General features: G+C 33.7%; 23 protein-coding genes. 14 read left to right on the top strand and 9 right to left on the bottom strand.

Annotated features, from left to right (window positions below):
* Positions 1 to 45: 45 nt before the first annotated feature.
* From EGI22_RS09590 to EGI22_RS09575, 4 genes are read left to right on the top strand one after another with little or no spacing between them, the layout of a single operon-like run.
* Entirely contained in the window at positions 46 to 765 is a 720-nt protein-coding gene (locus EGI22_RS09590) for a hypothetical protein (RefSeq protein ID WP_255068042.1), read from the top strand.
* A complete protein-coding gene (locus tag EGI22_RS09585) occupies positions 762 to 1901 on the top strand; it encodes a 5-(carboxyamino)imidazole ribonucleotide synthase (protein WP_255068041.1) in 1140 nt (379 codons plus the stop codon). Before EGI22_RS09590 ends, EGI22_RS09585 begins: the two co-directional genes overlap by 4 nt.
* A 5-nt stretch (positions 1902 to 1906) precedes the next feature.
* A complete protein-coding gene (gene purE, locus EGI22_RS09580; protein ID WP_255068039.1) occupies positions 1907 to 2392 on the top strand; it encodes a 5-(carboxyamino)imidazole ribonucleotide mutase in 486 nt (161 codons plus the stop codon).
* Positions 2392 to 3021, top strand: coding sequence for a LysM peptidoglycan-binding domain-containing protein (locus EGI22_RS09575; RefSeq protein WP_255068038.1), 630 nt, complete (start codon positions 2392 to 2394; stop codon positions 3019 to 3021). Before purE ends, EGI22_RS09575 begins: the two co-directional genes overlap by 1 nt.
* A gap of 67 nt (positions 3022 to 3088) precedes the next feature.
* Here EGI22_RS09575 and EGI22_RS09570 read toward each other — a convergent pair whose 3' ends face one another.
* The 3 genes from EGI22_RS09570 to EGI22_RS09560 are packed head-to-tail and all read right to left on the bottom strand — an operon-like array spanning position 3089 to position 5176.
* Positions 3089 to 3346: a hypothetical protein gene (locus EGI22_RS09570; RefSeq protein WP_255068037.1), complete on the bottom strand. Its 258-nt coding sequence runs from the start codon at positions 3344 to 3346 to the stop codon at positions 3089 to 3091.
* Complete coding sequence (locus tag EGI22_RS09565) at positions 3336 to 3992, bottom strand: lipoprotein signal peptidase (protein WP_255068036.1); 657 nt, start codon at positions 3990 to 3992, stop codon at positions 3336 to 3338. Before EGI22_RS09565 ends, EGI22_RS09570 begins: the two co-directional genes overlap by 11 nt.
* Positions 3989 to 5176, bottom strand: coding sequence for a proline dehydrogenase family protein (locus EGI22_RS09560; protein ID WP_255068035.1), 1188 nt, complete (start codon positions 5174 to 5176; stop codon positions 3989 to 3991). The genes EGI22_RS09565 and EGI22_RS09560 overlap by 4 nt, the downstream gene beginning before the upstream one ends.
* A 112-nt stretch (positions 5177 to 5288) precedes the next feature.
* Between EGI22_RS09560 and EGI22_RS09555 the strand changes: the two genes are divergently transcribed.
* The 5 genes from EGI22_RS09555 to pdxA all read left to right on the top strand — a co-directional run bounded on the left by EGI22_RS09555 (position 5289) and on the right by pdxA (position 11368).
* Positions 5289 to 6383 carry a chorismate mutase gene (locus EGI22_RS09555; protein WP_255068034.1) on the top strand — a complete coding sequence of 365 codons (1095 nt, stop codon included), beginning with the start codon at positions 5289 to 5291 and terminating at the stop codon, positions 6381 to 6383.
* 69 nt (positions 6384 to 6452) lie between these two features.
* Positions 6453 to 7091, top strand: coding sequence for a Crp/Fnr family transcriptional regulator (locus tag EGI22_RS09550; protein WP_255068032.1), 639 nt, complete (start codon positions 6453 to 6455; stop codon positions 7089 to 7091).
* A gap of 190 nt (positions 7092 to 7281) precedes the next feature.
* Entirely contained in the window at positions 7282 to 8694 is a 1413-nt protein-coding gene (locus EGI22_RS09545) for a rhodanese-like domain-containing protein (RefSeq protein ID WP_255068031.1), read from the top strand.
* A 105-nt stretch (positions 8695 to 8799) separates the two neighbouring features.
* Positions 8800 to 10161, top strand: coding sequence for a hypothetical protein (locus tag EGI22_RS09540; RefSeq protein ID WP_255068030.1), 1362 nt, complete (start codon positions 8800 to 8802; stop codon positions 10159 to 10161).
* Between the two features lie 127 nt (positions 10162 to 10288).
* A complete protein-coding gene (pdxA, locus tag EGI22_RS09535) occupies positions 10289 to 11368 on the top strand; it encodes a 4-hydroxythreonine-4-phosphate dehydrogenase PdxA (protein WP_255068028.1) in 1080 nt (359 codons plus the stop codon).
* Here the strand turns inward: pdxA and EGI22_RS09530 are convergent.
* Positions 11365 to 12204: a tyrosine-type recombinase/integrase gene (locus EGI22_RS09530; protein WP_255068027.1), complete on the bottom strand. Its 840-nt coding sequence runs from the start codon at positions 12202 to 12204 to the stop codon at positions 11365 to 11367. The genes pdxA and EGI22_RS09530 overlap by 4 nt on opposite strands.
* An 85-nt stretch (positions 12205 to 12289) precedes the next feature.
* On the opposite strand from EGI22_RS09530, the gene EGI22_RS09525 reads away from it, so the two are divergent.
* On the top strand, positions 12290 to 13666 hold the full coding sequence (locus EGI22_RS09525; protein ID WP_255068026.1) for a sodium:solute symporter family protein: 1377 nt from the start codon (positions 12290 to 12292) through the stop codon (positions 13664 to 13666).
* On the opposite strand, the gene EGI22_RS09520 is transcribed toward EGI22_RS09525, so the two are convergent.
* Positions 13655 to 14866 (bottom strand): aminoacetone oxidase family FAD-binding enzyme, encoded by a 1212-nt coding sequence (locus EGI22_RS09520; RefSeq protein ID WP_255068025.1) that lies wholly within the window; start codon positions 14864 to 14866, stop codon positions 13655 to 13657. The two genes, EGI22_RS09525 and EGI22_RS09520, sit on opposite strands and share 12 nt — an antisense overlap.
* A complete protein-coding gene (locus EGI22_RS09515) occupies positions 14866 to 15366 on the bottom strand; it encodes a hypothetical protein (RefSeq protein WP_255068024.1) in 501 nt (166 codons plus the stop codon). The genes EGI22_RS09520 and EGI22_RS09515 overlap by 1 nt, the downstream gene beginning before the upstream one ends.
* Positions 15367 to 15505: 139 nt before the next feature.
* Here EGI22_RS09515 and EGI22_RS09510 point away from each other — a divergent pair, with 139 nt between their 5' ends.
* On the top strand, positions 15506 to 17632 hold the full coding sequence (locus EGI22_RS09510; RefSeq protein WP_255068023.1) for a Tex family protein: 2127 nt from the start codon (positions 15506 to 15508) through the stop codon (positions 17630 to 17632).
* Here EGI22_RS09510 and EGI22_RS09505 read toward each other — a convergent pair.
* From EGI22_RS09505 to EGI22_RS09495, 3 genes are read right to left on the bottom strand one after another with little or no spacing between them, the layout of a single operon-like run.
* Positions 17629 to 18261, bottom strand: a complete 633-nt coding sequence (locus EGI22_RS09505) for an L-threonylcarbamoyladenylate synthase (RefSeq protein ID WP_255068022.1) — start codon at positions 18259 to 18261, stop codon at positions 17629 to 17631. The genes EGI22_RS09510 and EGI22_RS09505 overlap by 4 nt on opposite strands.
* Positions 18262 to 19605 carry an amidohydrolase gene (locus tag EGI22_RS09500; RefSeq protein ID WP_255068020.1) on the bottom strand — a complete coding sequence of 448 codons (1344 nt, stop codon included), beginning with the start codon at positions 19603 to 19605 and terminating at the stop codon, positions 18262 to 18264.
* Positions 19606 to 19607: 2 nt separating this feature from the next.
* Positions 19608 to 20486 carry a glycerophosphodiester phosphodiesterase family protein gene (locus EGI22_RS09495; protein ID WP_255068018.1) on the bottom strand — a complete coding sequence of 293 codons (879 nt, stop codon included), beginning with the start codon at positions 20484 to 20486 and terminating at the stop codon, positions 19608 to 19610.
* A gap of 199 nt (positions 20487 to 20685) precedes the next feature.
* On the opposite strand from EGI22_RS09495, the gene rpsT reads away from it, so the two are divergent.
* From rpsT to EGI22_RS09480, 3 genes are all read left to right on the top strand, one after another.
* The gene (gene rpsT / locus EGI22_RS09490) at positions 20686 to 20943 is read left to right on the top strand and encodes a 30S ribosomal protein S20 (RefSeq protein ID WP_255068017.1); all 258 of its coding nucleotides are present in this window, start codon (positions 20686 to 20688) and stop codon (positions 20941 to 20943) included.
* A gap of 83 nt (positions 20944 to 21026) precedes the next feature.
* Entirely contained in the window at positions 21027 to 21725 is a 699-nt protein-coding gene (gene radC / locus EGI22_RS09485) for a DNA repair protein RadC (protein WP_255068016.1), read from the top strand.
* Positions 21722 to 22003, top strand: a complete 282-nt coding sequence (locus EGI22_RS09480; RefSeq protein WP_255068015.1) for a rhodanese-like domain-containing protein — start codon at positions 21722 to 21724, stop codon at positions 22001 to 22003. Before radC ends, EGI22_RS09480 begins: the two co-directional genes overlap by 4 nt.
* The last annotated feature ends 52 nt before the right edge of the window (positions 22004 to 22055 follow it).

Genomic DNA, 22055 nt, shown 5'->3' with positions numbered 1-22055 from the left:
ATTAACTTTGGACTCATTAATAATGTTTAAATAAATAACAAAATCATGAGATTACGTACCATCCTTCTCTTTTGTTTTTTAGGGTTTGTGGCAAAAGCCCAAGAAACCCAAACTGCAGATCAAATAATTGACAAATACCTTGAAGTAACTAAAATAAAAGGTAATTCGTCATCCATTACTGATATGGTCATGAATTCTACGGCCGAGTCGCCAAGAGGGGTTGCTGAAACAGAAGTTAAATACCAGTTTCCTTTTAAGTTTAAGATGAGCATGTTTTCAAATGGTATGGAGCTAATGTCTACCATTTATGATGGCGAAAAATTAGCAAGAACAAGCACTTGGGGAAACAATGGCAAACAAGAACCTAAAACAGGAAATGCAGCCAAGGCTGAGGCACAAAAAAGCAATCCTTTTTTTGAGTTAGAATATAAAAACAATGGTTTCTCGGCGACACTTCTTCCTTCAGAAACATTTAATGAAATAGCCTACAATGTTATAGAATTCAAGGATCCAGAAGGAAAAACCTGGAAAGACTATTATAACCCATCGACTGGCTTAAAAGACAAGACTTGGTCCAAAATGGAGTCACCTAGAGGTGTATTTGAAACCACTGTTAATTATGAGAACTACAAGTCTTTCAAAGGAAGTGAGATCTTGTTTCCAAGTGTAAAAAAACAGAGTACTCAAATGGGTGAGGTTTCAAGTGAATTGCAATCAGTAAAAATAAATAAAGGATTAAAAGCAAAGGATTTCGAAATAAAATGATATTTGATAATACCCTAAAAATAGGGATTTTAGGAGGTGGACAATTAGGAAAAATGCTAATTCAAACTGCCCTGGACTTAGACTTAGATATAAACGTACTTGATAATGACGCGAATTGTTCTTGCAGTCAAATTGCAAATAGATTTGTGAAAGGGGATATTGCGGATTTTGACTCAGTTTACGCTTTTGGCAAAGACCTGGATGTAATAACTATCGAAATCGAAAATGTGAACATTAAGGCTTTAAAAAAATTACAAGATGAAGGCAAGAAAGTTTTTCCTCAGCCTCAAGTGGTTGAAATCATAAAAGACAAATGCACACAAAAGAAGTTTTTTAAAGCAAACAATATTCCTACATCAGAATTTATTTTGGTTGATAACTTAGCACAAATCTATCAAAATAAAGACTTCCTACCTGCTGTAAACAAAATAGGCGTTGGCGGGTATGATGGTAGAGGAGTGCAAACCATAAAATCTGAGAAAGATATAGAAAAAGGTTTTGATGCACCTGGAATTCTGGAGAAATTTGTGGATTTTGAGAAAGAGCTAGCTGTGATTGTTGCAAGAAATACAGATGGAGATGTAGAAACTTTTCCTGTAGTCGAAATGGTTTTCCATCCAGTGGCCAATCTCGTAGAATACCTTTTCTCCCCTGCCGCTATCTCTGATGATATCGCTGAAAAAGCGAAACAAATTGCTATAAAAACCATTAAAGCCTTTGATATGGTGGGATTATTAGCAGTTGAAATGTTTCTTACAAAAAATGGAGAAATATTGGTAAATGAAGTAGCTCCTAGACCACATAATAGTGGACATCATACCCAAAAAGCAAATTTAGTTTCACAATACGACCAACATTGGAGAGCAATCTTGGGACTTCCTTTAGGAGATACAAAAGCAATCTCTACAGCTGCTATGGTAAACATTTTAGGAGCGGAAGGACATGAAGGAGATGCAAAAGTGGAAGGTTTGGAGGTCATATTAAAAGAAGATAATATTTTTCCATTTTTCTATGGAAAGAAAAAAACAAAACCATTTCGCAAGATGGGACATGTTAGTATTTTGGCTGCTGATTTTGAAAAATTGAAAGAAAAGGTGACCTTTGTTCAGGAAAATTTAAGAGTGATTTCAAAATAAAGCATATGGTAGGAATTATTATGGGTAGCATTTCTGATTTAAAAGTTATGCAAGGTGCAGTAGACATTCTGAAAAAATTCGATGTTCAGTATGAAATAGAAATTGTTTCTGCACATAGAACACCCCAGAAAATGGTAGAATATGCTTCAAATGCTGACAATAGAGGTATAAAAGCCATAATTGCAGGTGCAGGAGGTGCGGCACACTTGCCTGGAATGGTGGCATCTTGTACAATTTTACCCGTCATAGGCGTCCCTGTGAAATCAAGCAATTCTATTGATGGTTGGGACTCAATTTTGTCAATTCTCCAAATGCCAAATGGGGTCCCAGTGGCCACAGTAGCTCTCAATGCATCCATGAATGCAGGACTTCTTGCGATTCAAATAATAAGTGGATTTGATACAGATATAAAAAAGAAACTTTATGCTTATAAAGAAGAATTGAAAGAAAAAGTAAGTGATATGAATTTAGAATTAAATAGTGCAAAATAATGGAATTTGAAGAAAGAAACCCAAAACCCGAAACTCCCAGCAACAGCTTACCAATGGTTGTTTTGTTTGTCTTAGTAGGCATCATTTGTTTATTACTTTATGCAGGTTGGCATTTAATGTCTGACGATGCCTCCAAGGCATCAGATATAAAAGAACAACCTATGGTTGTAGCAAAAAACGAAGATTCATTAGTAGTAGACGAAGATATTATCCCAGAGGCGGTGGCGGTAGAAACTGAAACCAAAACGGAAGAAGTAGCTATAGAAAAGGTAGCAGAAGCTACAAAAGAGAAAACTTCAGTAAAACCTATAAATGTCTCTGGAGAGAAACTTTCATATACAGTTAAAGAAGGAGAAACATTTTTTGGTATTGCAAATAGATTTAATGTTTCGGCTACAACGCTTCAAAAATTAAACCCTGCTGTTTCACCTAGCGGAATTAAAGTTGGGGTTACTAAAATAATTATTCCGATTCAAGGTTACCATATTGTTGGACCTGGAGATATTCTAAAAGTAGTAGCAAAAAAATACGATATTAGCGTTGATGCTTTAATGTCAGCTAACAATAAATCAAAAAACTATGCTGAAAGAGGTGAAAAATTAGTAATACCCAAAAAAGTAAAAGAATAAAATTTAAGTTTCATAAAAAAAGCCTGATTGAGTCAGGCTTTTTTTATGCTTTAACCAAAATATCCAACTATTTTTCCATCAGGTATAAGATACTTGTAACAATTATAGCTATAGTTAATAGAATATTCATCCATCTTTTAGGCTTTTCTGACTTGTGATTTAATACCAAAATCATACATAATAAAGCCAAACTCATAAATATTACTTTAAATATTTTTTGAATACTTGGACTTGGAATTTGATAGGACATAAATAGTGCTATCAAAATATTCAAGGCGACTCCGATTTTAAGGTATCTCAACCTTTCTTCAGCTTTAAATTTCATTATTAATATTATTATTTTCAGTACTTTCTTCTTCTATTAAATTTTTAGCAAATTCATCATCTAAAGGTTTTAAATCCAAAAATCTCTTTTGGAATATTAAAATAGCAGCAACACCGCAAAAAATACAAGCATCTGCAAAATTAAAAATCGGTGTCAAATGATACGTTCCACCAATTTTGGGCACCCATTCTGGCCAAACTCCGTCAAGAAAGTTAAAATAAAACATGTCTATTACTTCCCCATGAAACCAAGGTGTTGAGGCATCACTGGTAGAATTTCCAGGCAATAAAACCCCATAAAAAATACTATCCACAAGGTTGCCAATTGCTCCTGCTAATATAGCCGCAATAGCCCAAAGAAGCCCATTCTCAGGAGTTTTCTTAGCTTGGTGATTAAGATACCAAGCTATAGCCACCATGGCTATAAGTCTGAATGTGGTCAAAATCAATTTCCCATAATTACCTCCTAACTCCATACCAAATGCCATTCCTGGATTTGTTACGTAGTGTAGTTTCAAAATATTAGGAATCAAGTCAATATTACCGAAGTGCTGCGGCAAAACCACAAAATGCATCCAAAGTTTAATAACTTGATCAACAATTATTAATAAGATGGTAAATAGAAAGTACTTATATGAAAATTTCATGCTTGATTTCTTCTTTTCAATTCTTTTTTTAATAACAAAAACTCACGACTACTTTGGCCAGCAATCGAGGTATTTTCTTCTGCTCTTCTAGTTAAATATGGCATAACAGATTCTATCGGCCCATATGGAACATATTTGGCAACATTATAGCCTTTTTTTGATAAATTGTATGAAATATTGTCACTCATACCCAAAAGTTGGGCAAAATAAACACGTGAATCTTCAACATCCAAACCTTTTCTTTCTATTAAATCTATTCCAAGCTTACAACTGTCCTCATTATGCGTACCTGAACAAAGACTTACAGTATCAATATTTTCAATACAAACCCTCAATGCTGCATTAAAATGTTGGTCCGTAATAGCTTTAGTTTCATTAATTGGATCCTTATAATTAAATTCTTCAGCTCTTTTGCGTTCTTTTTCCATGTAGGCTCCTCTAACTAACTTTGCCCCAATGCCAAATCCGCCTATTTTAGCTATTTGAATATGATTTTCTAAAATACTCAAGGCTTTATTTCTATATAATTGATAAGTGTTATAAATCAAAACCTTACCATCTAAATTATACTTTCGCATCATTTCTAAGACCAACTCATCGATTATATTTTGTATCCAGGTTTCCTCTGCATCCACAAACAATCTTACCTCATTTTTCGCCGCAGTCTCACAAATTTCGCTAAATCTCTTTTTAAAATTCTCAAAAAAAGATTTTTCTTCAGAGTTTAATTCAATTTTTCCATCTTGAACTTTTGTCAGTAACTCACGTGATCCTATTCCTGTAATCTTAAATACCGAAAAAGGGATCTCATTTCTATGGTTTTTTGCAAAATGTATTGATTCCAAAATTTCCTTCTGAGTTTTGTCAAAACTCCCCTCGTCATCTTCACCCTCAACAGAATAATCTAATATTGTTCCGATTGAAAAATTATTTAGGCTTGCAATTGTATTTTTACAATCTTCGATAGTTTCACCGCCACAAAAAAGTTCAAAAATCGTCTCTTTTATTAATTTTTTTACGGGCAAACCCAATTTTAAACTTAAATTAATAAAAAAAGTACCTATCTTTACGAGCCAATTTTGGTTCATTAATGCAAAAATGGCGTAGTTCTTTTTAAGTTTAATTGTACTTTGATTTTCAAATGCAACTTTAGTATCTGCAAAATCAATATTCGAACCTTTCATTTTATGATGATTGTTTGTCAATGAGACCGCAAAGATACCTATTAGGATTTAAAATTTTAATGTTTAGGGATAATACAATTGGCCGCAAGCCAAATTTTTTAATTAATTACAGATGAAAGCAAATTTAGATGTTTTACCTCTTGATAGTTGGGTAAATACAGGAGGAAAACCCCTCATAATAGCAGGCCCTTGTAGTGCCGAAACTGAGGAGCAAGTGTTGGAAACAGCAAGAGGCATTGCCAATAATGGTTTTGCTCACATTTTGAGAGCTGGCGTTTGGAAGCCAAGAACAAGACCTGGCAGTTTTGAAGGAAAAGGTGAAGAGGCTTTACCTTGGTTACAAAAAGCTAAAGCTGAAACAGGACTTTTGACAGCTGTTGAAGTTGCAACTCCTCAACACGTTGAATTGGCTCTTAAATATGGTGTAGACGTCCTTTGGATAGGTGCAAGAACCACAGTGAATCCTTTTAATGTTCAAGACCTTGCAGATTCTCTTAAAGGAGTTGATGTACCAGTTTTGATAAAAAACCCAGTAAACCCTGATTTGGCTTTATGGTTAGGTGCTTTCGAAAGAATCGCTGGTGCTGGTATTAAAAAAATGGGTGCCATTCATAGAGGATTCTCAAACGCTCAAGAAACTAAATATAGAAACTCTCCAATGTGGCAGATTGCGGTAGAATTTAAGACATTCTTCCCTCAAATCCCGATGATTGGTGACCCTAGCCACATGGCTGGTAAGAGAGCATTATTAGCTGAACTTACGCAAAGAGCTATGGATTTAAACTATGACGGTTTAATAATCGAATCTCATAGAAATCCTGACGAAGCTTGGTCTGATGCTTCTCAGCAATTAACTCCTGATGCTTTGGCAGATATGTTAAAGGGAATCGAGTTCAGAAAAGCAACTTATGGAAGTGACTTCCAAAGTGAATTAGACAGACTTAGAGAAAGACTTGACAACCTTGACAGAGAGCTTCTTGAAGTTTTAGCTAGCAGAATGTCAGTAGTGGAACAATTAGGAGAATATAAAAGAGATAATAACGTAGCAGTGTTGCAACTGAATCGTTGGAAACAAGTTCACGAATCTAGAGCAGATTGGGCGAAAAGCCTAAATCTTTATCCAGAAGTTGTGGAGGAGTTGTTCAAACTCATTCACATGGAGTCGATTCGGAAACAAACCGAAGTGATGAACCAACAAAATGCATGATAATAAAAGCCTTCTTCGGAAGGCTTTTTTTTTAATCTTTATTATTTTTGTTGAAATATTAAAATAGAAATGCAGAAAGAGTTAGATTTTTACGAAAAAAACTTCAAAGGTTTATTTGAGCATGATTTGCTTTTAGAGATGCAAAAATATGGTAGCTATCTAGAATTAGAACCTGGAAATTATCTAATGCGTGCAGGAGGTTACATAAGATCAGTTCCAATTATATTAGAAGGTACCATCAAAATTATGCGTGAAGATAAAGAAGGTAAAGAAATGCTACTTTATTATTTGTCGGGAATGGATAGTTGTGCCATGTCTTTGACCTGTTGCTTGTCTTCTAAGATATCTGACATTTCTGCATATGCTGAAGAAAAAACTAAAATGATATCATTTCCTTTCGAAAAGGTAGAAGAATGGATGTGTAAATACAATAGTTGGAAACAATTTGTGTTCCAAACTTACCAAAAACGATTCGATAGCCTTCTAGAAACTATTGATTGCATAGCTTTCAATAAACTTGACCAAAGATTAATGTCTCTTATCAAGAAAAAAATAAAAGTTACTGGTGGAAGTAAAATCCTTTATACAACGCACGAAGAGTTAGCAACTGAACTGGCTACCTCAAGAGAAGTCGTCTCTCGACTTCTCAAACAATTAGAAAAAATAGGAAAACTTAAACTTTCTAGAAATAAAATAGAACTTTTTTAGATTAAAATATCTATAAAATTTATAAAAATAATCCAAAGTAACATTTATCACTTTTTTGTACAGTTAAAATCTCGATTTTGCATCAGTAAAATTCAAAATCCTAATAATCGTCATATTTATATTGAGAGAATATGCGGAATTTTGAATGCATAAATGAAGATTTTTTTTATAACTAAAAAACTGTATCAACATGAAAGTAGAACAAATGTACACCGGATGCCTTGCTGAAGCGGCATACTACATAGAATCCAATGGCGAAGTAGCTATTGTAGATCCATTAAGAGAACCACAACCGTATATTGACAAAGCAAATGCAGAAGGTGCTAAAATCAAATATATTTTAGAAACCCATTTTCACGCAGATTTCGTTTCTGGCCATTTAGAATTGGCCAATAAAACTGGTGCCACAATTGTTTTTGGACCAACAGCACAACCAAGTTATGCAGCACATATCGCCAAAGACGATGAAATCTTGGAGTTAGGCAATATAAAAATCAAAGTATTACATACACCTGGACATACCATGGAATCGAGCTGTTTTCTAATTATTGATGAAAATGGAAAAGAAAATAGCGTAATCACAGGTGACACGTTGTTTATTGGAGATGTTGGCCGTCCCGACTTAGCTGTAAAAGGCAATATCACGCAAGATGTTTTAGCGGGATATTTATTTGATAGTATTCATAATAAACTATTGATTCTTCCAGATGAAACCATAATTTACCCAGGCCATGGAGCAGGTTCTGCTTGTGGTAAAAACATGAGTACAGAAACAATTGACACATTGGGAAATCAAAAGAAAACCAACTATGCTTTGCAAACCAAAAGCCGTGAGGAATTTGTAAACAAAGTTTTAACTGGTCTAGTAAGTCCACCTCAATATTTCCCTAAAAATGCAGTTTTAAACAAAACTGGCTACGGAAGTTTGGATGAGGTTTATAAAAATGGTATGAAGGCTTTAAATGTAATTGAATTCAATATCGCTGCTGAAGAAACTCACGCCTTAATATTAGACATAAGAGTACCTCAAACATTCGCTAAAGGATATATTCCTAATTCAATGAATGTTGGTCTTGACGGAAGTTTTGCAAGTTGGGTGGGCACGCTAATAGTAGATTTAAACCAAGCGATTCTATTAGTGGGCGATGAATCTAAAATTGAAGAAGCTATAACAAGACTTTCCCGAGTAGGTTATGATCATACTTTAGGCTATTTATCAGGAGGAATTGAAGCTTGGAAACAAGCAAATATGCCTTTAGAAACTGTAAATTCAATATCTGCGGATGAATTTGTTCAGATATTTGATAAAAATCCAGAAATAAATGTTTTGGATGTAAGAAAGAAAAGCGAATACGATTCAGAGCATATTATTGGAGCCGAAAACTTCCCTTTAGATTTTGTAAATCGCAATTTATCTGAGTTAGATAACTCCAAAACTTATTATTTACATTGCCAAAGTGGTTACAGATCAATGGTAATGAGTTCAATTTTGAAATCAAAGGGATACAATAACCTTATAGAAATAGCAGGTGGATTCAAAGCTCTAAAAGCTACCAACAAACTGAAAATCACAGATTACGTTTGTCCTTCTACTATGCTGTAACCGAAAACGAGAATAAATTAAAAGGAGCCAGAAATGGTTCCTTTTTTGTTTTGGGTGACATTAGTCACTATTTATTCAAATAAAAGGCAACACCTTTGTAGCCTAATGGAATCGAATCGCTTTAAGCTTTTTTTTGTGTTGGTATTTTTGAGCATAAGAACTTTTGCTCAAAACACCTCAAAACCTGACTCTACCTCCAATTTTCCTTCAATAAAATCATTTTTTAAAAAGGGAAATTTGGAGGGAAGAAGTCGGATGTATTATATGCACACAGATAATGCAAAACCTTATGAAGATTATACAGGCTTGGCTATAGGCAATGGCTTGAGATATACTACGCCGACTTTCAAAGGCCTTTCTGGGAGTTTTGGAGGATATTACATCATCAATATGAATGGCACACAAAACCTAGGAATAGATTCTTTAACACAAACGCCCAGCAGATACGAATTAGGATTGTTTGATATTGAAAATCCAAAAAACCAAAACCTTGTTCGCTTGGAAAATCTATATATTCGATACAAAAAAGGAATTTTAGACACTAAATATGGGCAGTTTACCCCAAAATACGCTTTCTTAAACGGACAAGATGGAAGAATGTCTCCCACTATGGTAAGGGGCCTAAACATTGGAATAAATCCTAACAAAAATTTAACATTAGAGTTAAACTGGATAAATAAAATCTCTCCGAGGTCAACTATTAGATGGTATTCAGTATCTGAATCAATGGCACTATATCCAATGGGAAGGAATGAAAATGGCAAAAAAAGTCAATATTCAGAGTATTTAAATACTAAAAGTCTTTATCTTCTTACTTTGAACTATAAAATACAGAACAAATTAAGCTTTAAAACTGAGCAATATATATTACCTCAAGAATTTAGTTTAAACCTGACTCAAATTGAATTCAATTCAGAAAAATGGCAATTTGGCAATATTCTAATTTTCCAGAATGTCCTTAAATCAAATGCTGAAACAATAGAAAAGTATATAAATTCAAATAGTTTTGTTCAAAGTTTCAGAATCCAAAGAAATTTTTCCAAAAGTTTTTTTGCAAACATCAACTTCACAAATATTAGTAAATCTGGCAGATTTCTTTTTCCGAGAGAATGGGGAAAAGAGCCGTTTTACACATTTATGCCAAGAGAAAGAAACGAAGGAACAGGCGACACAAAAGCTTTAAACTTTAATCTGAATTACAAAACTTTCAAAAAAATTGAATTAAACGGTTCGTATGGCAGGTTTTATTTAAACTCTGACCCTTTTTATAATAAATATACTATGCCTTCTTATTCACAAACGAATCTATATGTGAAGAAAAATTTCAACAAAGCTTTTGATGGATTTTCAGCAGAAATACTATATGTTAGAAAATCTCCCCTAGACAAATCGCTTTCAGACCCAAAACAAATAGTCAACAAAGTAAATTTGAACCTTTTAAATGTGATTTTCAATTTCGCATTTTAATTTCTATCTAATAAAAAAATTTCGTTTTAAACTTTAACATTGTTTCAAAAATGCGGAAATGATTGAAATAATAAAAAATGGAGCCTAAAAAATTATTATTTTTGTAAAAATTTGATGAATAGAAATAATGGATAACGAGTTTTTGCCAAAAATCGGAATAACGATAGGAGATATAAATGGAATTGGACCTGAAGTACTATTAAAAGCCTTGGGTACCCAAAGAATAAATAAAATTTGCATTCCGATAATTTACGGCTCAGGCAAGCACCTGAGTAAATACAAACAATCAGTGGATATGAATCACTGGCAATATGTTACCATAAGTGAGCCCAAATTTGCCAACATAAAAAATGCGAACTTAATAAATTGCCTAAAAGGCGAATATTTTGAAGTAGAGTACGGCAAAATGGATCCTAAAGCAGGCCAATTGGCCTTTGAGTCTTTAAAAAGAGCAACAGAAGATTTAAAAAAAGGTGAAATTGATGGCCTAGTAACAGCACCAATTTCCAAAGAAAATATACAAAGTGAAACTTTTAAGTTTCCTGGACATACGGAATATCTTGCCAAAGAATTTGAAAAAAAACAAGTTTTGATGTTTATGATCAGCGAAGACATCAGAATTGGAGTGGTTACTGGACATATTCCCATAGAACAGGTAAAAAAGACTTTAACCAAGGAATTAATTACTTCCAAGCTCAAAATAATGATTGATTCCTTAAAAATTGATTTTGGCATTAGCAAACCAAAAATTGCCGTATTGGGTCTGAACCCTCATGCAGGTGAAAATGGTTTGTTAGGTGATGAAGAAATAAATATCATAAATCCAGTTATTGAAGAATTCAAAAAAACTGGAAATATTGTGATGGGCCCTTTCCCTACTGACGGTTTTTTTGCTACAGGTAATTTCAAGAAGTTCGATGGCATATTGGCCATGTATCACGACCAAGGCCTTACGCCATTCAAAATGTTGGCATTTGACTCTGGCGTTAACTTCACAGCGGGCATAATGGGTATCAGAACTTCTCCAGATCATGGTACTGGATTTGATATAGCGGGAAAAAATTTGGCAGATCCTGGCTCAATGCTTCATGCAATTTATGCAGCGGTAGATATCGCAAAAAAAAGAAAGGAATATATTGAGCTTGAAACTAATGCTTTAAAACACCAAAAAATTGATATTGAAAGCCTTCGAAAAGAAAAAAATTAAGTTGGCAATTCTAAAAACTCGATTGGCCCTTTAATTGATTCCATATTAACTTTTAAAAACTGCATATAAATAGAGGTAGTCTGAATATTGCTATGGCCTAATATTTTTTGCAAAATATGGATATCAAGACCCATTTCAAGGCAATGAACTGCATAACTGTGTCTTAAGGTATTCAATGTTGCATGTTTATCTAAACCTGCTTCATTTATAGCTTTTTGAAAAAACAATTGGATATTTCTGGCTGAATAGTAGCCTTCTCCTCCAGAACCTGGAAAAAATACTTTTTTAGGCTGATTTTTTGAAATATATTTTTCAATATGCCAATTCAAATTTGGAGAAAGTCTAAGAATTCGATTCTTTTTAGGGTCTTTATGTCTAATTGTGATGGTATTATTAACAGTGTCCAAATCTGTTGTTTCAAGATTTATTATTTCGTTGACTTTCAAACCGTTATTGTAAACTAACATCAGCAAAAGCTTATGCTTAATATTTTTAACTGATTTAAACAATTGAAAAAGCTCTTCTTTTGATAAGATATCAATAGCAAGCTCTTCTTTTATTTTACCAGTAGATTTTAAATTTAATTTTTTACTAAAAATAACTTCATAAAAAAGCTTTATTGCTTTACCAGACTGTATAGAGTCATACTTTGAGTTCTTATTATTAGAAAGCCCTAGCAGATAGTTTGATATAAGTTCGTCTGTTATTTTGCTCTGAGGATAGTCTCTAAAGTGATTGTAAAACACGAAAATAGCATTTCTATAGGCCGCTATTGTAGCTGAATTATATTTTCCTTTTTTAAGATGCTCGGTAAATCGTTCAATTAGATGTGTCACAACTTAGAATAAAAATTAAAATGGTTTACTTTTGGAGGTCAAATTTACATTTTTTCTTTGATGTTTTGCAAAAACTTCGCTTTTTATGTTACTAATTTTTGTAAGTCTTTATTTGTTTATAACAGTATTAATAGGATGGTTTTCGTCCAAATTAGTTAAAAACTCACAAGATTTTGTGTTGGCAGGTAGAAAAATGCCCACATTCGTTGTCGCTTCGGGACTGTTTGCCACATGGTTTGGTTCGGAAACAGTAATGGGTGCCTCATCTGAATTTTTAGACAAAGGACTTTTAGGTGTAATTGAAGACCCATTTGGTGCAGCACTTTGCTTACTGTTAATTGGTTTATTTTATGCTAAACCACTTTACAAACTTAAACTCTATACTTTTAGTGATTATTTTAGACAGCGATTTGGAGGAAAGGTAGAATTTATTTCCGCACTTTTTATGATACCATCCTATTTTAGTTGGATTGCCGCACAATTAATTGCATTAGCTATAATCATCCAAAGTATATCTGGAATTCCTTTCATTTGGGGTGTAATGATTTGTGCCTCTATTGTATTATTCTACACTTTTTTGGGAGGAATGTGGTCAATTTCCATTACCGATACAATTCAAACTGTAATAATAATCGGAGGTTTAATATATTTAGCTTATTATTTTTATGATAACGATAATTCTTTACAATTAACCCGAAACCATCTTCCCGAAGATTTTTTCAGGTTTACACCTAAAGATAAAAATACCAACTCATGGCTTTTATATTTTTCTGCATGGATTACAATTGGTTGGGGCTCAATTCCTCAGCAGGATGTTTTTCAAAGAGTACTTTCAGCGAAATCAGAAAAAGCAGCCGTAAATGGAAGTATTATATCTTCAATAATGTACTTAAGTGTAGCTTTTCTACCACTTTCAGTAGTATATTTTGGTTCAATCAGCCATCCTGAATTATTGACTGATGACAATCAAATGTTTATACCCAAACTCGTTTTAGCACATTCCAACCTTTTCGTTCAAATATTGTTTTTCGGTGCCCTTATTTCAGCTATTTTAAGTACTTGCAGTGCTGCTGTACTAGCTCCAGCTACCGTTGTTGCCGAAAACATATTAAAGCCATATATGGGTGATAAAATCAATGATAAAGACTTATTAAAAATAATGCGGAATTCTACTGTTGTAATTACTATGGTGGCTGTTGGAATGACTTTTATCAAAACCAATATTTATGAACTGGTTGGAGAGGCTTCAGCTTTAAGTTTGGTTGCATTATTTGTTCCATTAACAGCAGGTTTATATTGGAAAAAAGCTAATAAAACTGGGGCTTCATTATCAATGATTTTAGGAACAACTGCTTGGTTAATAGCACTTAACTTTCATTTACAATTAGGTCCGCCAGCTGTTTTCGGGCTTTTAATAAGTATTCTTGGAATGGTTGGAGGTAGTTTATTTTCAAAAACCTAATCCATTTGCTACATGCCAGGCCCCGGTCCAAGCGGCTTGAAAGTTAAAACCACCTGTAACTGCATCAATATTTAACACTTCTCCCGCAAAAAACAAGTTCTGATATTTTTTTGAGGAAAAAGTATTGGGTTCTATTTCATCTAAATCAATTCCACCTGCTGTTACAAACTCTTCTTTAAAAGTACTCTTTCCTTTTACTTCGTAAACATCTGCCAATAAATTTTCCGCAAGTATTTGAAAGTGCTTCTTGCCCGTTTCCGCCCATTTTTGGTGTTCAGTAATATTAGATTTTTCACAGATATATTTCCAAAATCTAGCCGTTAGATTAAATAATGGATTCGAGATAACACTTTTCTTCGCTTGTTTTTCAAGATTTTCCCTAAATGAATTTATTATAATTTCTTTTGTAAAATCTGGAATCCAATTCACCCTGATTTTAAAGTCATATTCTACCAAACTTAAATCTCGTGCTGCCCAAGCCGATAATTTTAGAATTGCTGGACCAGACAAACCCCAATGTGTAATGATCATTGGACCTGATTGTTTAAAGGGCATTTTAACAATTTCAACTTCAACATTTTGAAAGCTCAAACCTTGCATTTGATTTAGTTTTTCATTTTTTATATTAAAAGAAAACAATGAAGGTGCTTGCTCAATTATTTTAAAATTTAACATGTCAAGAATTTCCCATATCCTTTTATCACTTCCTGTTGCTATCATTAATTTATCTGCCTTAAATTGAGCCCCAGAGGCAGTTGATACTGCCCAATAGTTTCTTTCTTGAACTATATCCGTTACTTTTTCCGAAGTAAACAGAGGAATTCCTTTTGCTTCATATTGAAGACAATCTATAATACTTTGAGAGGTATTACTCTCAGGAAATACCCTCCCATCCTTTTCGATTTTGAGCCTTATTCCCCTTTTTTCAAACCAATTATATGTTTCTTTTGAGCCAAATTTTGTAAAAGGTTCTAGCAAAAACTCATTGCCTCTGGGGTAATTTTTTACTAGTTCAGACGGCTCAAAAATTGAATTTGTGACATTACATCTACCACCACCAGACACCTTTACTTTTTGTAATACATCTCTATTTTTTTCAATTATTCCAATTTTCAAATTCGGAAACCTTTCTTTCGCATTTACAGCAGCAAAATATCCAGCAGCTCCACCTCCTATCACTAAAAAATCAAATTCTTGCATTATTTACCAGTCACATATTTCGTTTGTAAAGCCATCCTCTCTTCTCGAAGCGAGATAATTAAATTTTCGATTCCAGGAACAGTTTTTCCATATTCAAATGTCACCTTTTTAGAATCACCTTTTTCATTTATGATTTCAATCCATTCTGAGCCACCATCAGCACAGTCGGGACAGCCGTAGATATCTTTTAAACCCCAAAATTTATTTAAGTCTAAAACATTGTTAATTGAAGATATTTTTGTGGAAGCGATAGCGTCATTATAGTTGTAATCTTTGGTTGAGACTCCATTTTCTTCAAAAACTCTCTCTTTAACTATAAATTCTACCTTGTTTCCAGAAATAACCATTTCGGAATAACATTTTCCAATACAAAATCCGAAATTTTGCCCATTTTTAATAGTGATTTTTGAAATAATCGTGTTTTCCGAAGAGACTGGCTCCACAAAATCACAAGAAAAAAGCAATAAACATAAACTCAATAATACTGTCATCTTTTTCATTTTTTTGCCTTTTTATTTTAAATACTTCATTTTCAGACATTTCATAAAATCAAAAAATAAGTATTGAAAAATACCTAATTTTTAATGAAAATCTTCTGATTTTTGTATTTAAGAGTAAAATTAAACTTAAAAAGTTGGAATGACGGCAGTTCAAATTCAATATATATCCGAAAACCTAAAATTAAGGGCCTCTCAGATAAAAAATACTATAAAATTGTTAGAGGATGGTGCCACTGTGCCATTCATTGCGAGATATAGAAAGGAAGTAACGGAAAACCTTGATGAGGTTGAAATTTTAGATATCAAAAAACTTTTTGAAAAACTAATTGAGGCTGACAAAAGAAGAGAGGCAATCCTTAAATCAATTGAAGAACAAGGAAAACTTACTCCTGAACTTATTTTAAAATTAAAAAATGCTCTTTTCACCAATGAATTAGAGGATATTTATTTGCCCTACAAACAAAAAAAGAAAACAAGAGCAACCGTCGCAATTGAAAATGGACTAGAGCCATTGGCGAAAGTGATTTTCAGCCAGAAAGAAAGAAACATTGAGGCTTTGGCTGGAAAATACATAAATGAAAAAGTAAAATCAGTGGCAGAAGCCCTTTCGGGTGCTCGAGATATTATGGCCGAATGGATCAACGAAGATATAATAGCTCGAAATAAAATTAGATTGATCTTTGAAAAATCTGGTATATTGACTTCAAAACTCAAAAAAGGCAAAGAAAAAGAAGGAGAAAAATACACAGATTATTTCGACTATTCTGAAACCGCCAAAACAATACCGTCTCATAGGTATTTAGCAATAAAAAGAGGAGAAGACGAAGGTTTTTTGAAAGTCAGCATTGATGTAGAAACAGATTATGCCATTGATATCCTCGAAAGAGTTTATTTACAAGGCTTACCAGAACCAAAAATCCAAGTTGGATTGGCCATTGAAGATTCTTTAAAGAGACTACTTTTGCCAAGTCTTGAGAAAGAATATGATAATAAATTAAAAGAAAAAGCGGATTTGGCTGCAATTCAGATATTTACTGGAAATTTAAGGCAATTGTTACTCTCAGCTCCTTTGGGCCAAAAAAGAGTGTTATCGATTGATCCAGGTATAAGGACAGGCTGCAAAACAGTAGTTCTAAACGAAATGGGAGACCTTTTGGCCGACTTGATACTTTTTCCTCAAACAAAACAACAAGAATCTGCTGCTATACTTAGGAGTTTATTAGAAAAACACAAAATAGAAGCCATAGCTATAGGAAATGGAACCGCAAGTAGAGAAACCGAACAATTTATAAAAAGTACACTCGCCTCATTACCTGAGTTTAAAAATGTAATGGTAGTTGTGGTTTCAGAACAAGGAGCATCTATTTATTCGGCCTCAGACATAGCTCGTGAAGAATTCCCCAACAAAGATTTGACTGTTAGAGGTGCTGTTTCTATAGGCAGAAGATTGATGGATCCTTTGGCTGAATTGGTAAAACTTGACCCTAAATCGATTGGAGTTGGGCAATATCAACACGATGTTGATCAAAAACAGTTAAAAGAATCATTGGACGTTGTGGTGGAATCTTGTGTTAACCTCGTTGGAGTAGAACTAAACACCGCATCTAAAAGCCTGTTGAGTTATGTTTCTGGAATTGGACCATCTATAGCTCAAAATATAATAGAATACAGACAAAAGAATGGTAAATTTAAAGCTAGAAAAGAGCTTAAATTAGTTCCGAGACTTGGAGACAAAGCCTTTGAGCAAGCCGCGGGTTTTTTAAGAATTCATGGTGCAGAAAATCCACTTGATAACTCAGCTGTACACCCAGAAAGTTATCATATTGTCGAAAGAATGGCAAAAAATCTCAATACCAATTTGAAAAAACTGGTGGCAGACGAAAATCTTCAACAATCGATAGACCCCAAAGCCTACGTAAGTCCAGAAATTGGCCTTTTAACCTTAAACGACATACTAAAAGAACTTAAAAAGCCAGGAAGAGATCCAAGAGAGCAATTAGAAAGTTTTGAATTTGGTAATGTTTCAGACATAAAAGATTTAACAACTAACATGGTCTTGCCTGGCATCGTAACCAATATTACGGCATTCGGCTGTTTTGTGGATATTGGCGTTCATCAAGATGGTCTGGTACATTTATCAAATATGGCCAACAGATTTATCAAAGACCCAAATGAAGTGGTGAAAGTTCATCAGAAAGTGAGCGTGAAAGTAATAGAGGTAGATATTCAAAGAAAAAGGATTGCCTTGAGTATGAAAGATGCTTAATTTTCTTCAAATAAATCTCCTAAGCCTTCTCTGATAACTATAATATTTGTGCTGTCCGTGGCGTCAACTACGGTCGAGGGTATTATTCCACACCAGCCTGCGTCAATAATCATATCGACTTTATATTGATTTTGTTCATTTAATAGCTCTATATCATTTGGATATTCTACAATATCATCAATATCGTCCTTTACAGAAGTTGTGATAATGGGATGTCCCAATTTCTGAATAATCAAATTAGGCACCTTATGATCTGGAACTCGTATTCCGATAGTTTTTCTATTGGTTTGTAAAATTCGAGGCAAATCTCCAGTAGAAGGTAAAATAAATGTAAAAGGGCCAGGTAAGACCCTTTTCATGAGCCTAAAAGCCTCATTTGACACTTTGGCGTAAGTAGAAATATCTCTCAAATCACTGCAAACAATCGAAAATTTATTCTGATTAGGCTTAATATGCTTCAATTTGCAAAGCCTTTCTACAGCTTTAACATTGCTTGAGTCGCAGCCCATAGAATACACAGTATCAGTAGGGTAAATGATCAAGCCTCCATTTTTGAGACATGCCACTACCCTATCTATTATCCTGTCGTCGGGATTATCTGGAAATATTTCTACTAATTCTGCCGCCACTTATTTTTTCTTCTTTTTTGATGAACTTGTTACTGTTTCAGGATTTTTCAATGCTGGATAGTCAAATACTAAATTACAGAATGTTTTTACGCCTAAAGTAAAACCCGACTCGTCTAAATAAAAGTCTGGCGTATGATGAGGGGCAACCTCGCTTCTATTTTTGGATGGATCCATTCCACCCAAAAAGAAAAATAAGCCAGGAACTTTTTCTTGAAAATAACTAAAATCTTCAGCACCCATAGCAGTTGGCACTTCTTTCAAGTTTTTTTCTCCTGCGGAAGCCATCAAAGTAGGCACCATCATTTTGGTAAGTTCGACATCATTTATAGTTACAGGGTACCCATTTACAATATTAACGTCCACTTCGCAACCAGCCGATTCTCCAATTCCTTTGGCGATAGCCTTGATTCTTTTATGTACCAAAACTCTTTGCTCCCTGCCCAAAGTTCGGATAGTACCAATCATTTTAACATCTTCAGGAATGATATTGTGGCGTATTCCACCATGTATTGCACCTACCGTAACTACTGCTGGAGCTTCTGTTAGATTTACACTCCTTGACAAAATAGTTTGAAGACCCGTAACAATCTGAGCTGAGGTTACAATTGGATCTATTCCTTCCCATGGATAAGCTCCATGCGTTTGTTTTCCTTTAACAGTAATATTCAACTCGTCTACAGCGGCCATAGTCGGGCCTGCTTTATAAGCTATCATTCCAGCTGGAGTCTGAGAGTTTATGTGCAATCCAAACGCAACATCCACTTTTGGGTTTTCAAGACATCCAGCTTTTATCATACCGTCTGCTCCAAATGGTATATCTTTTTCTGATACCCCTTCTTCTGCTGGTTGAAAAACAAACTTTACAGTTCCAGCAATTTCATTTTTCATACTTGCCAAAACCTCGGCAGTTCCCATTAGGATAGCCACATGACTATCATGGCCACATGCATGCATTACGCCCGTATTTTGGTCATTATAATTTACAGTAACAGTAGATTTAAATGGCACATTTACTCTTTCTGTCACAGGCAATCCATCCATATCAGCTCTCAAAAGCATAACAGGACCGGGTTTTCCTCCTTTCAAAACACCAACCACCCCAGTTACCGCGACATTTTCAGTGACTTCAATGCCCAGCGACCTCAAATGGTCTGCTACAATTTTCGCCGTTCTAAATTCTTGATTTCCCAATTCGGGATGTTCATGAAAATCTCTTCTCCAAGCAATCACCTTACTTTCCATTGCTTTAGATTTCTGTGCGATTGTTTCCTTGATATCGTTTTGAGCAAAACTTTGGGTTAAAAACGCCGTAAAAATTAAAATTAGGTTTAGGTTTTTTTTCATATTTATAGTTTGTTAAAAATTTCAAAAACTGCTTCAGGCCTATCAGTAGCCAATATATCTACACCTTGATTAATATAATCCAAATATAATTCATTTCCTCTAACTGCCGCCTTTTTATCTAAGTTTCCTAAAACCCCTAAAATACATTTTATCCCTTTTTGGTGTAAAAAATCAATTAATTCCTTTTTAGGTTCTCTTGTACCAATAAATGCTACCATATTTTTATCTGGAATACCCAAATTGTGTAATCTTTCATAATCTGCGACCTGCATTATACTGACTGAGATTAAAAGATTATGGTCTAAATCATATACTTCTTTGGCTTCATTAGCATTGTAGGTTATTATCAAAGCATAGTTTTCTGCTTTTAATTTTTTGATTGCCTCGACAACTTTCTTAAAAGGGGTAGTTTTTTTTACATCTAATGTAAAAATCACTTTGCCTTTTCCCCAAATCAAAACATCTTCTAAAGTTGGAATTTTAAAGTCAGTAATATTTCCAAAATTATCTTTTAGCTTAAGATTTTTTATCTTTTCAAAAGAATTTTCGACCACTAAGCCATTTCCAGTGGATGTTCTATCTAATGTTTTATCGTGCATCATCACCATAACCGAATCCGAAGTCATTTCTATGTCACACTCTATCAAACAAGGCATTTTGGAAGAAATATAGCTGAAAGACGCTATGCAATTCTCTGGAAATCCCTTTAATTCGCCACCACCTCTATGTACAGAAACCATAGGTTTTGTACCAACTTTATATTCAAAATAATCAAAAATAGAGTTTGGGACAGATATAAAGTTTTGAGGTACTTGCGTGTTTTTACAAGAAACAAGTACAACAATTGAAAAAATATAGAGGAAAGGTCTTTTAAAAAACATTAATCTAGCAAATAATATATTTCTCAAATCTAAAGAGAATTACTGAATTTTGGTTAAAAACAAAGATTGAAAACCAAGAATTTTAGGAAAATTTATATTCTTCTTGAATATTTTTGAATATTTTTTTTAGAATAAGAAAATATTTCTTATTTTTGCACTCCAAAAAAATGGAAAATTAGAATTAAAGCAAAATATTTCAATGGCAAATCATAAGTCAGCATTAAAGAGAATTAGATCAAACGAAGCGAAACGTTTGAGAAATCGTTATCAACATAAAACAACTAGAACTGCAATTAGAAAATTGAGAGGTTCTAAAGATGTAACTGAGGCATCAGAATTGTTGAAAACTGTTTCATCAATGGTTGATAAATTGGCTCGTAAGAATGTAATTCACAAAAATAAGGCAGCAAACTTAAAGTCATCTTTGACTAAGCATGTAAATGCACTTGCAGCTTAATTAGAAAAAAATATTATTTCTAAGGTCGACTTTCAAAAGTCGACCTTTTTTTTTATGTTTATTTTTTAAAAATAAAAATACACATGCCATACGCAATAAAATCAGGCATTAAAGCTTGGGCAGAAGACGATCAACCGCGAGAAAAACTATTACTAAAGGGCAAAAATGCATTATCTGACGCAGAACTAATTGCTATACTAATTGGAATGGGTACCCGAGAAATGTCTGCTGTAGAACTATCAAAAAAAATCTTACAATCAGTTGAAAACAACTTAAACCAACTAGCCAAAATGAGTATACCCGAACTCATGAAGTTTAAAGGAATAGGTGAAGCCAAAGCTATTTCTATAGTTGCAGCAATGGAACTGGCAAGAAGACGAAAAGACGCAGACCACCTAAAAAAGACGAAGATATTAGGCTCTAGAGATGCATATATACATTTAAAACCATATTTATTGGATTTAAATCATGAGCAATTCTGGATGGTTTGTTTAAACCGAAACTTGGAAATAATCTCGACAATTCAGATAAGTTCTGGTGGAGTAACGGGTACTATAGCAGATCCAAAATTAATTTTCAAATATGCAATTGAACAGCTGGCAAGTGCAATAATAATTACTCACAACCATCCTTCAGGCAATAAAAACCCTAGCCAAGCGGATATAGATTTAACCAAAAAAATAAATGAGGTGTCAAGAATTCTAGAAATTACATTATCCGATCACTTAATTTTCACAAATGATGGTTATTTTAGTTTTGCAGATGAAAATATGATGATATGATTAATATAAAAGAAATAGATAAGGCAGAATTGGAAGAGCTTTTAAAAAAGGATGCTTTAATTGTAGATATAAGAGAAAAAGAGGAGTTTATTGATTTTAATATTGGCGGAATTAACATCCCAGCACATGAAATCACTACCAGAATAGCTGAAATAGAAAGTTTTGAAGATTTAATTATTGTCTGCTCAAACGGAACAAGAAGCAGTATAATGGCAAGGGTAATACATAAAAAAATCCCTTCCGCAAATATTTTTCATTTGACCGAAGGGATTTTCTAAGAATTTTTATCCTTACTTCTTTCCTATACCATTATAGTTCCTGTCGTTTTTA

Origin of the sequence: Lacihabitans sp. LS3-19 (assembly GCF_024343575.1) — a bacterium.
Taxonomy (GTDB): domain Bacteria; phylum Bacteroidota; class Bacteroidia; order Cytophagales; family Spirosomataceae; genus Leadbetterella.
Note: the sequence above shows the minus strand (reverse complement) of the source record. Positions and strands in the feature narration are given on the sequence as shown.

Bases quoted from the DNA above. Each gene is read 5' to 3' on its own strand.
- EGI22_RS09590 (WP_255068042.1), top strand. From the start codon at position 46: ATGAGATTACGTACCATCCTTCTCTTTTGTTTTTTAGGGTTTGTGGCA.
- EGI22_RS09585 (WP_255068041.1), top strand. From the start codon at position 762: ATGATATTTGATAATACCCTAAAAATAGGGATTTTAGGAGGTGGACAA.
- purE (WP_255068039.1), top strand. From the start codon at position 1,907: ATGGTAGGAATTATTATGGGTAGCATTTCTGATTTAAAAGTTATGCAA.
- EGI22_RS09575 (WP_255068038.1), top strand. From the start codon at position 2,392: ATGGAATTTGAAGAAAGAAACCCAAAACCCGAAACTCCCAGCAACAGC.
- EGI22_RS09570 (WP_255068037.1), bottom strand. From the start codon at position 3,346: ATGAAATTTAAAGCTGAAGAAAGGTTGAGATACCTTAAAATCGGAGTC.
- EGI22_RS09565 (WP_255068036.1), bottom strand. From the start codon at position 3,992: ATGAAATTTTCATATAAGTACTTTCTATTTACCATCTTATTAATAATT.
- EGI22_RS09560 (WP_255068035.1), bottom strand. From the start codon at position 5,176: ATGAAAGGTTCGAATATTGATTTTGCAGATACTAAAGTTGCATTTGAA.
- EGI22_RS09555 (WP_255068034.1), top strand. From the start codon at position 5,289: ATGAAAGCAAATTTAGATGTTTTACCTCTTGATAGTTGGGTAAATACA.
- EGI22_RS09550 (WP_255068032.1), top strand. From the start codon at position 6,453: ATGCAGAAAGAGTTAGATTTTTACGAAAAAAACTTCAAAGGTTTATTT.
- EGI22_RS09545 (WP_255068031.1), top strand. From the start codon at position 7,282: ATGAAAGTAGAACAAATGTACACCGGATGCCTTGCTGAAGCGGCATAC.
- EGI22_RS09540 (WP_255068030.1), top strand. From the start codon at position 8,800: ATGGAATCGAATCGCTTTAAGCTTTTTTTTGTGTTGGTATTTTTGAGC.
- pdxA (WP_255068028.1), top strand. From the start codon at position 10,289: ATGGATAACGAGTTTTTGCCAAAAATCGGAATAACGATAGGAGATATA.
- EGI22_RS09525 (WP_255068026.1), top strand. From the start codon at position 12,290: ATGTTACTAATTTTTGTAAGTCTTTATTTGTTTATAACAGTATTAATA.
- EGI22_RS09520 (WP_255068025.1), bottom strand. From the start codon at position 14,866: ATGCAAGAATTTGATTTTTTAGTGATAGGAGGTGGAGCTGCTGGATAT.
- EGI22_RS09515 (WP_255068024.1), bottom strand. From the start codon at position 15,366: ATGAAAAAGATGACAGTATTATTGAGTTTATGTTTATTGCTTTTTTCT.
- EGI22_RS09510 (WP_255068023.1), top strand. From the start codon at position 15,506: ATGACGGCAGTTCAAATTCAATATATATCCGAAAACCTAAAATTAAGG.
- EGI22_RS09500 (WP_255068020.1), bottom strand. From the start codon at position 19,605: ATGAAAAAAAACCTAAACCTAATTTTAATTTTTACGGCGTTTTTAACC.
- EGI22_RS09495 (WP_255068018.1), bottom strand. From the start codon at position 20,486: ATGTTTTTTAAAAGACCTTTCCTCTATATTTTTTCAATTGTTGTACTT.
- rpsT (WP_255068017.1), top strand. From the start codon at position 20,686: ATGGCAAATCATAAGTCAGCATTAAAGAGAATTAGATCAAACGAAGCG.
- radC (WP_255068016.1), top strand. From the start codon at position 21,027: ATGCCATACGCAATAAAATCAGGCATTAAAGCTTGGGCAGAAGACGAT.
- EGI22_RS09480 (WP_255068015.1), top strand. From the start codon at position 21,722: ATGATTAATATAAAAGAAATAGATAAGGCAGAATTGGAAGAGCTTTTA.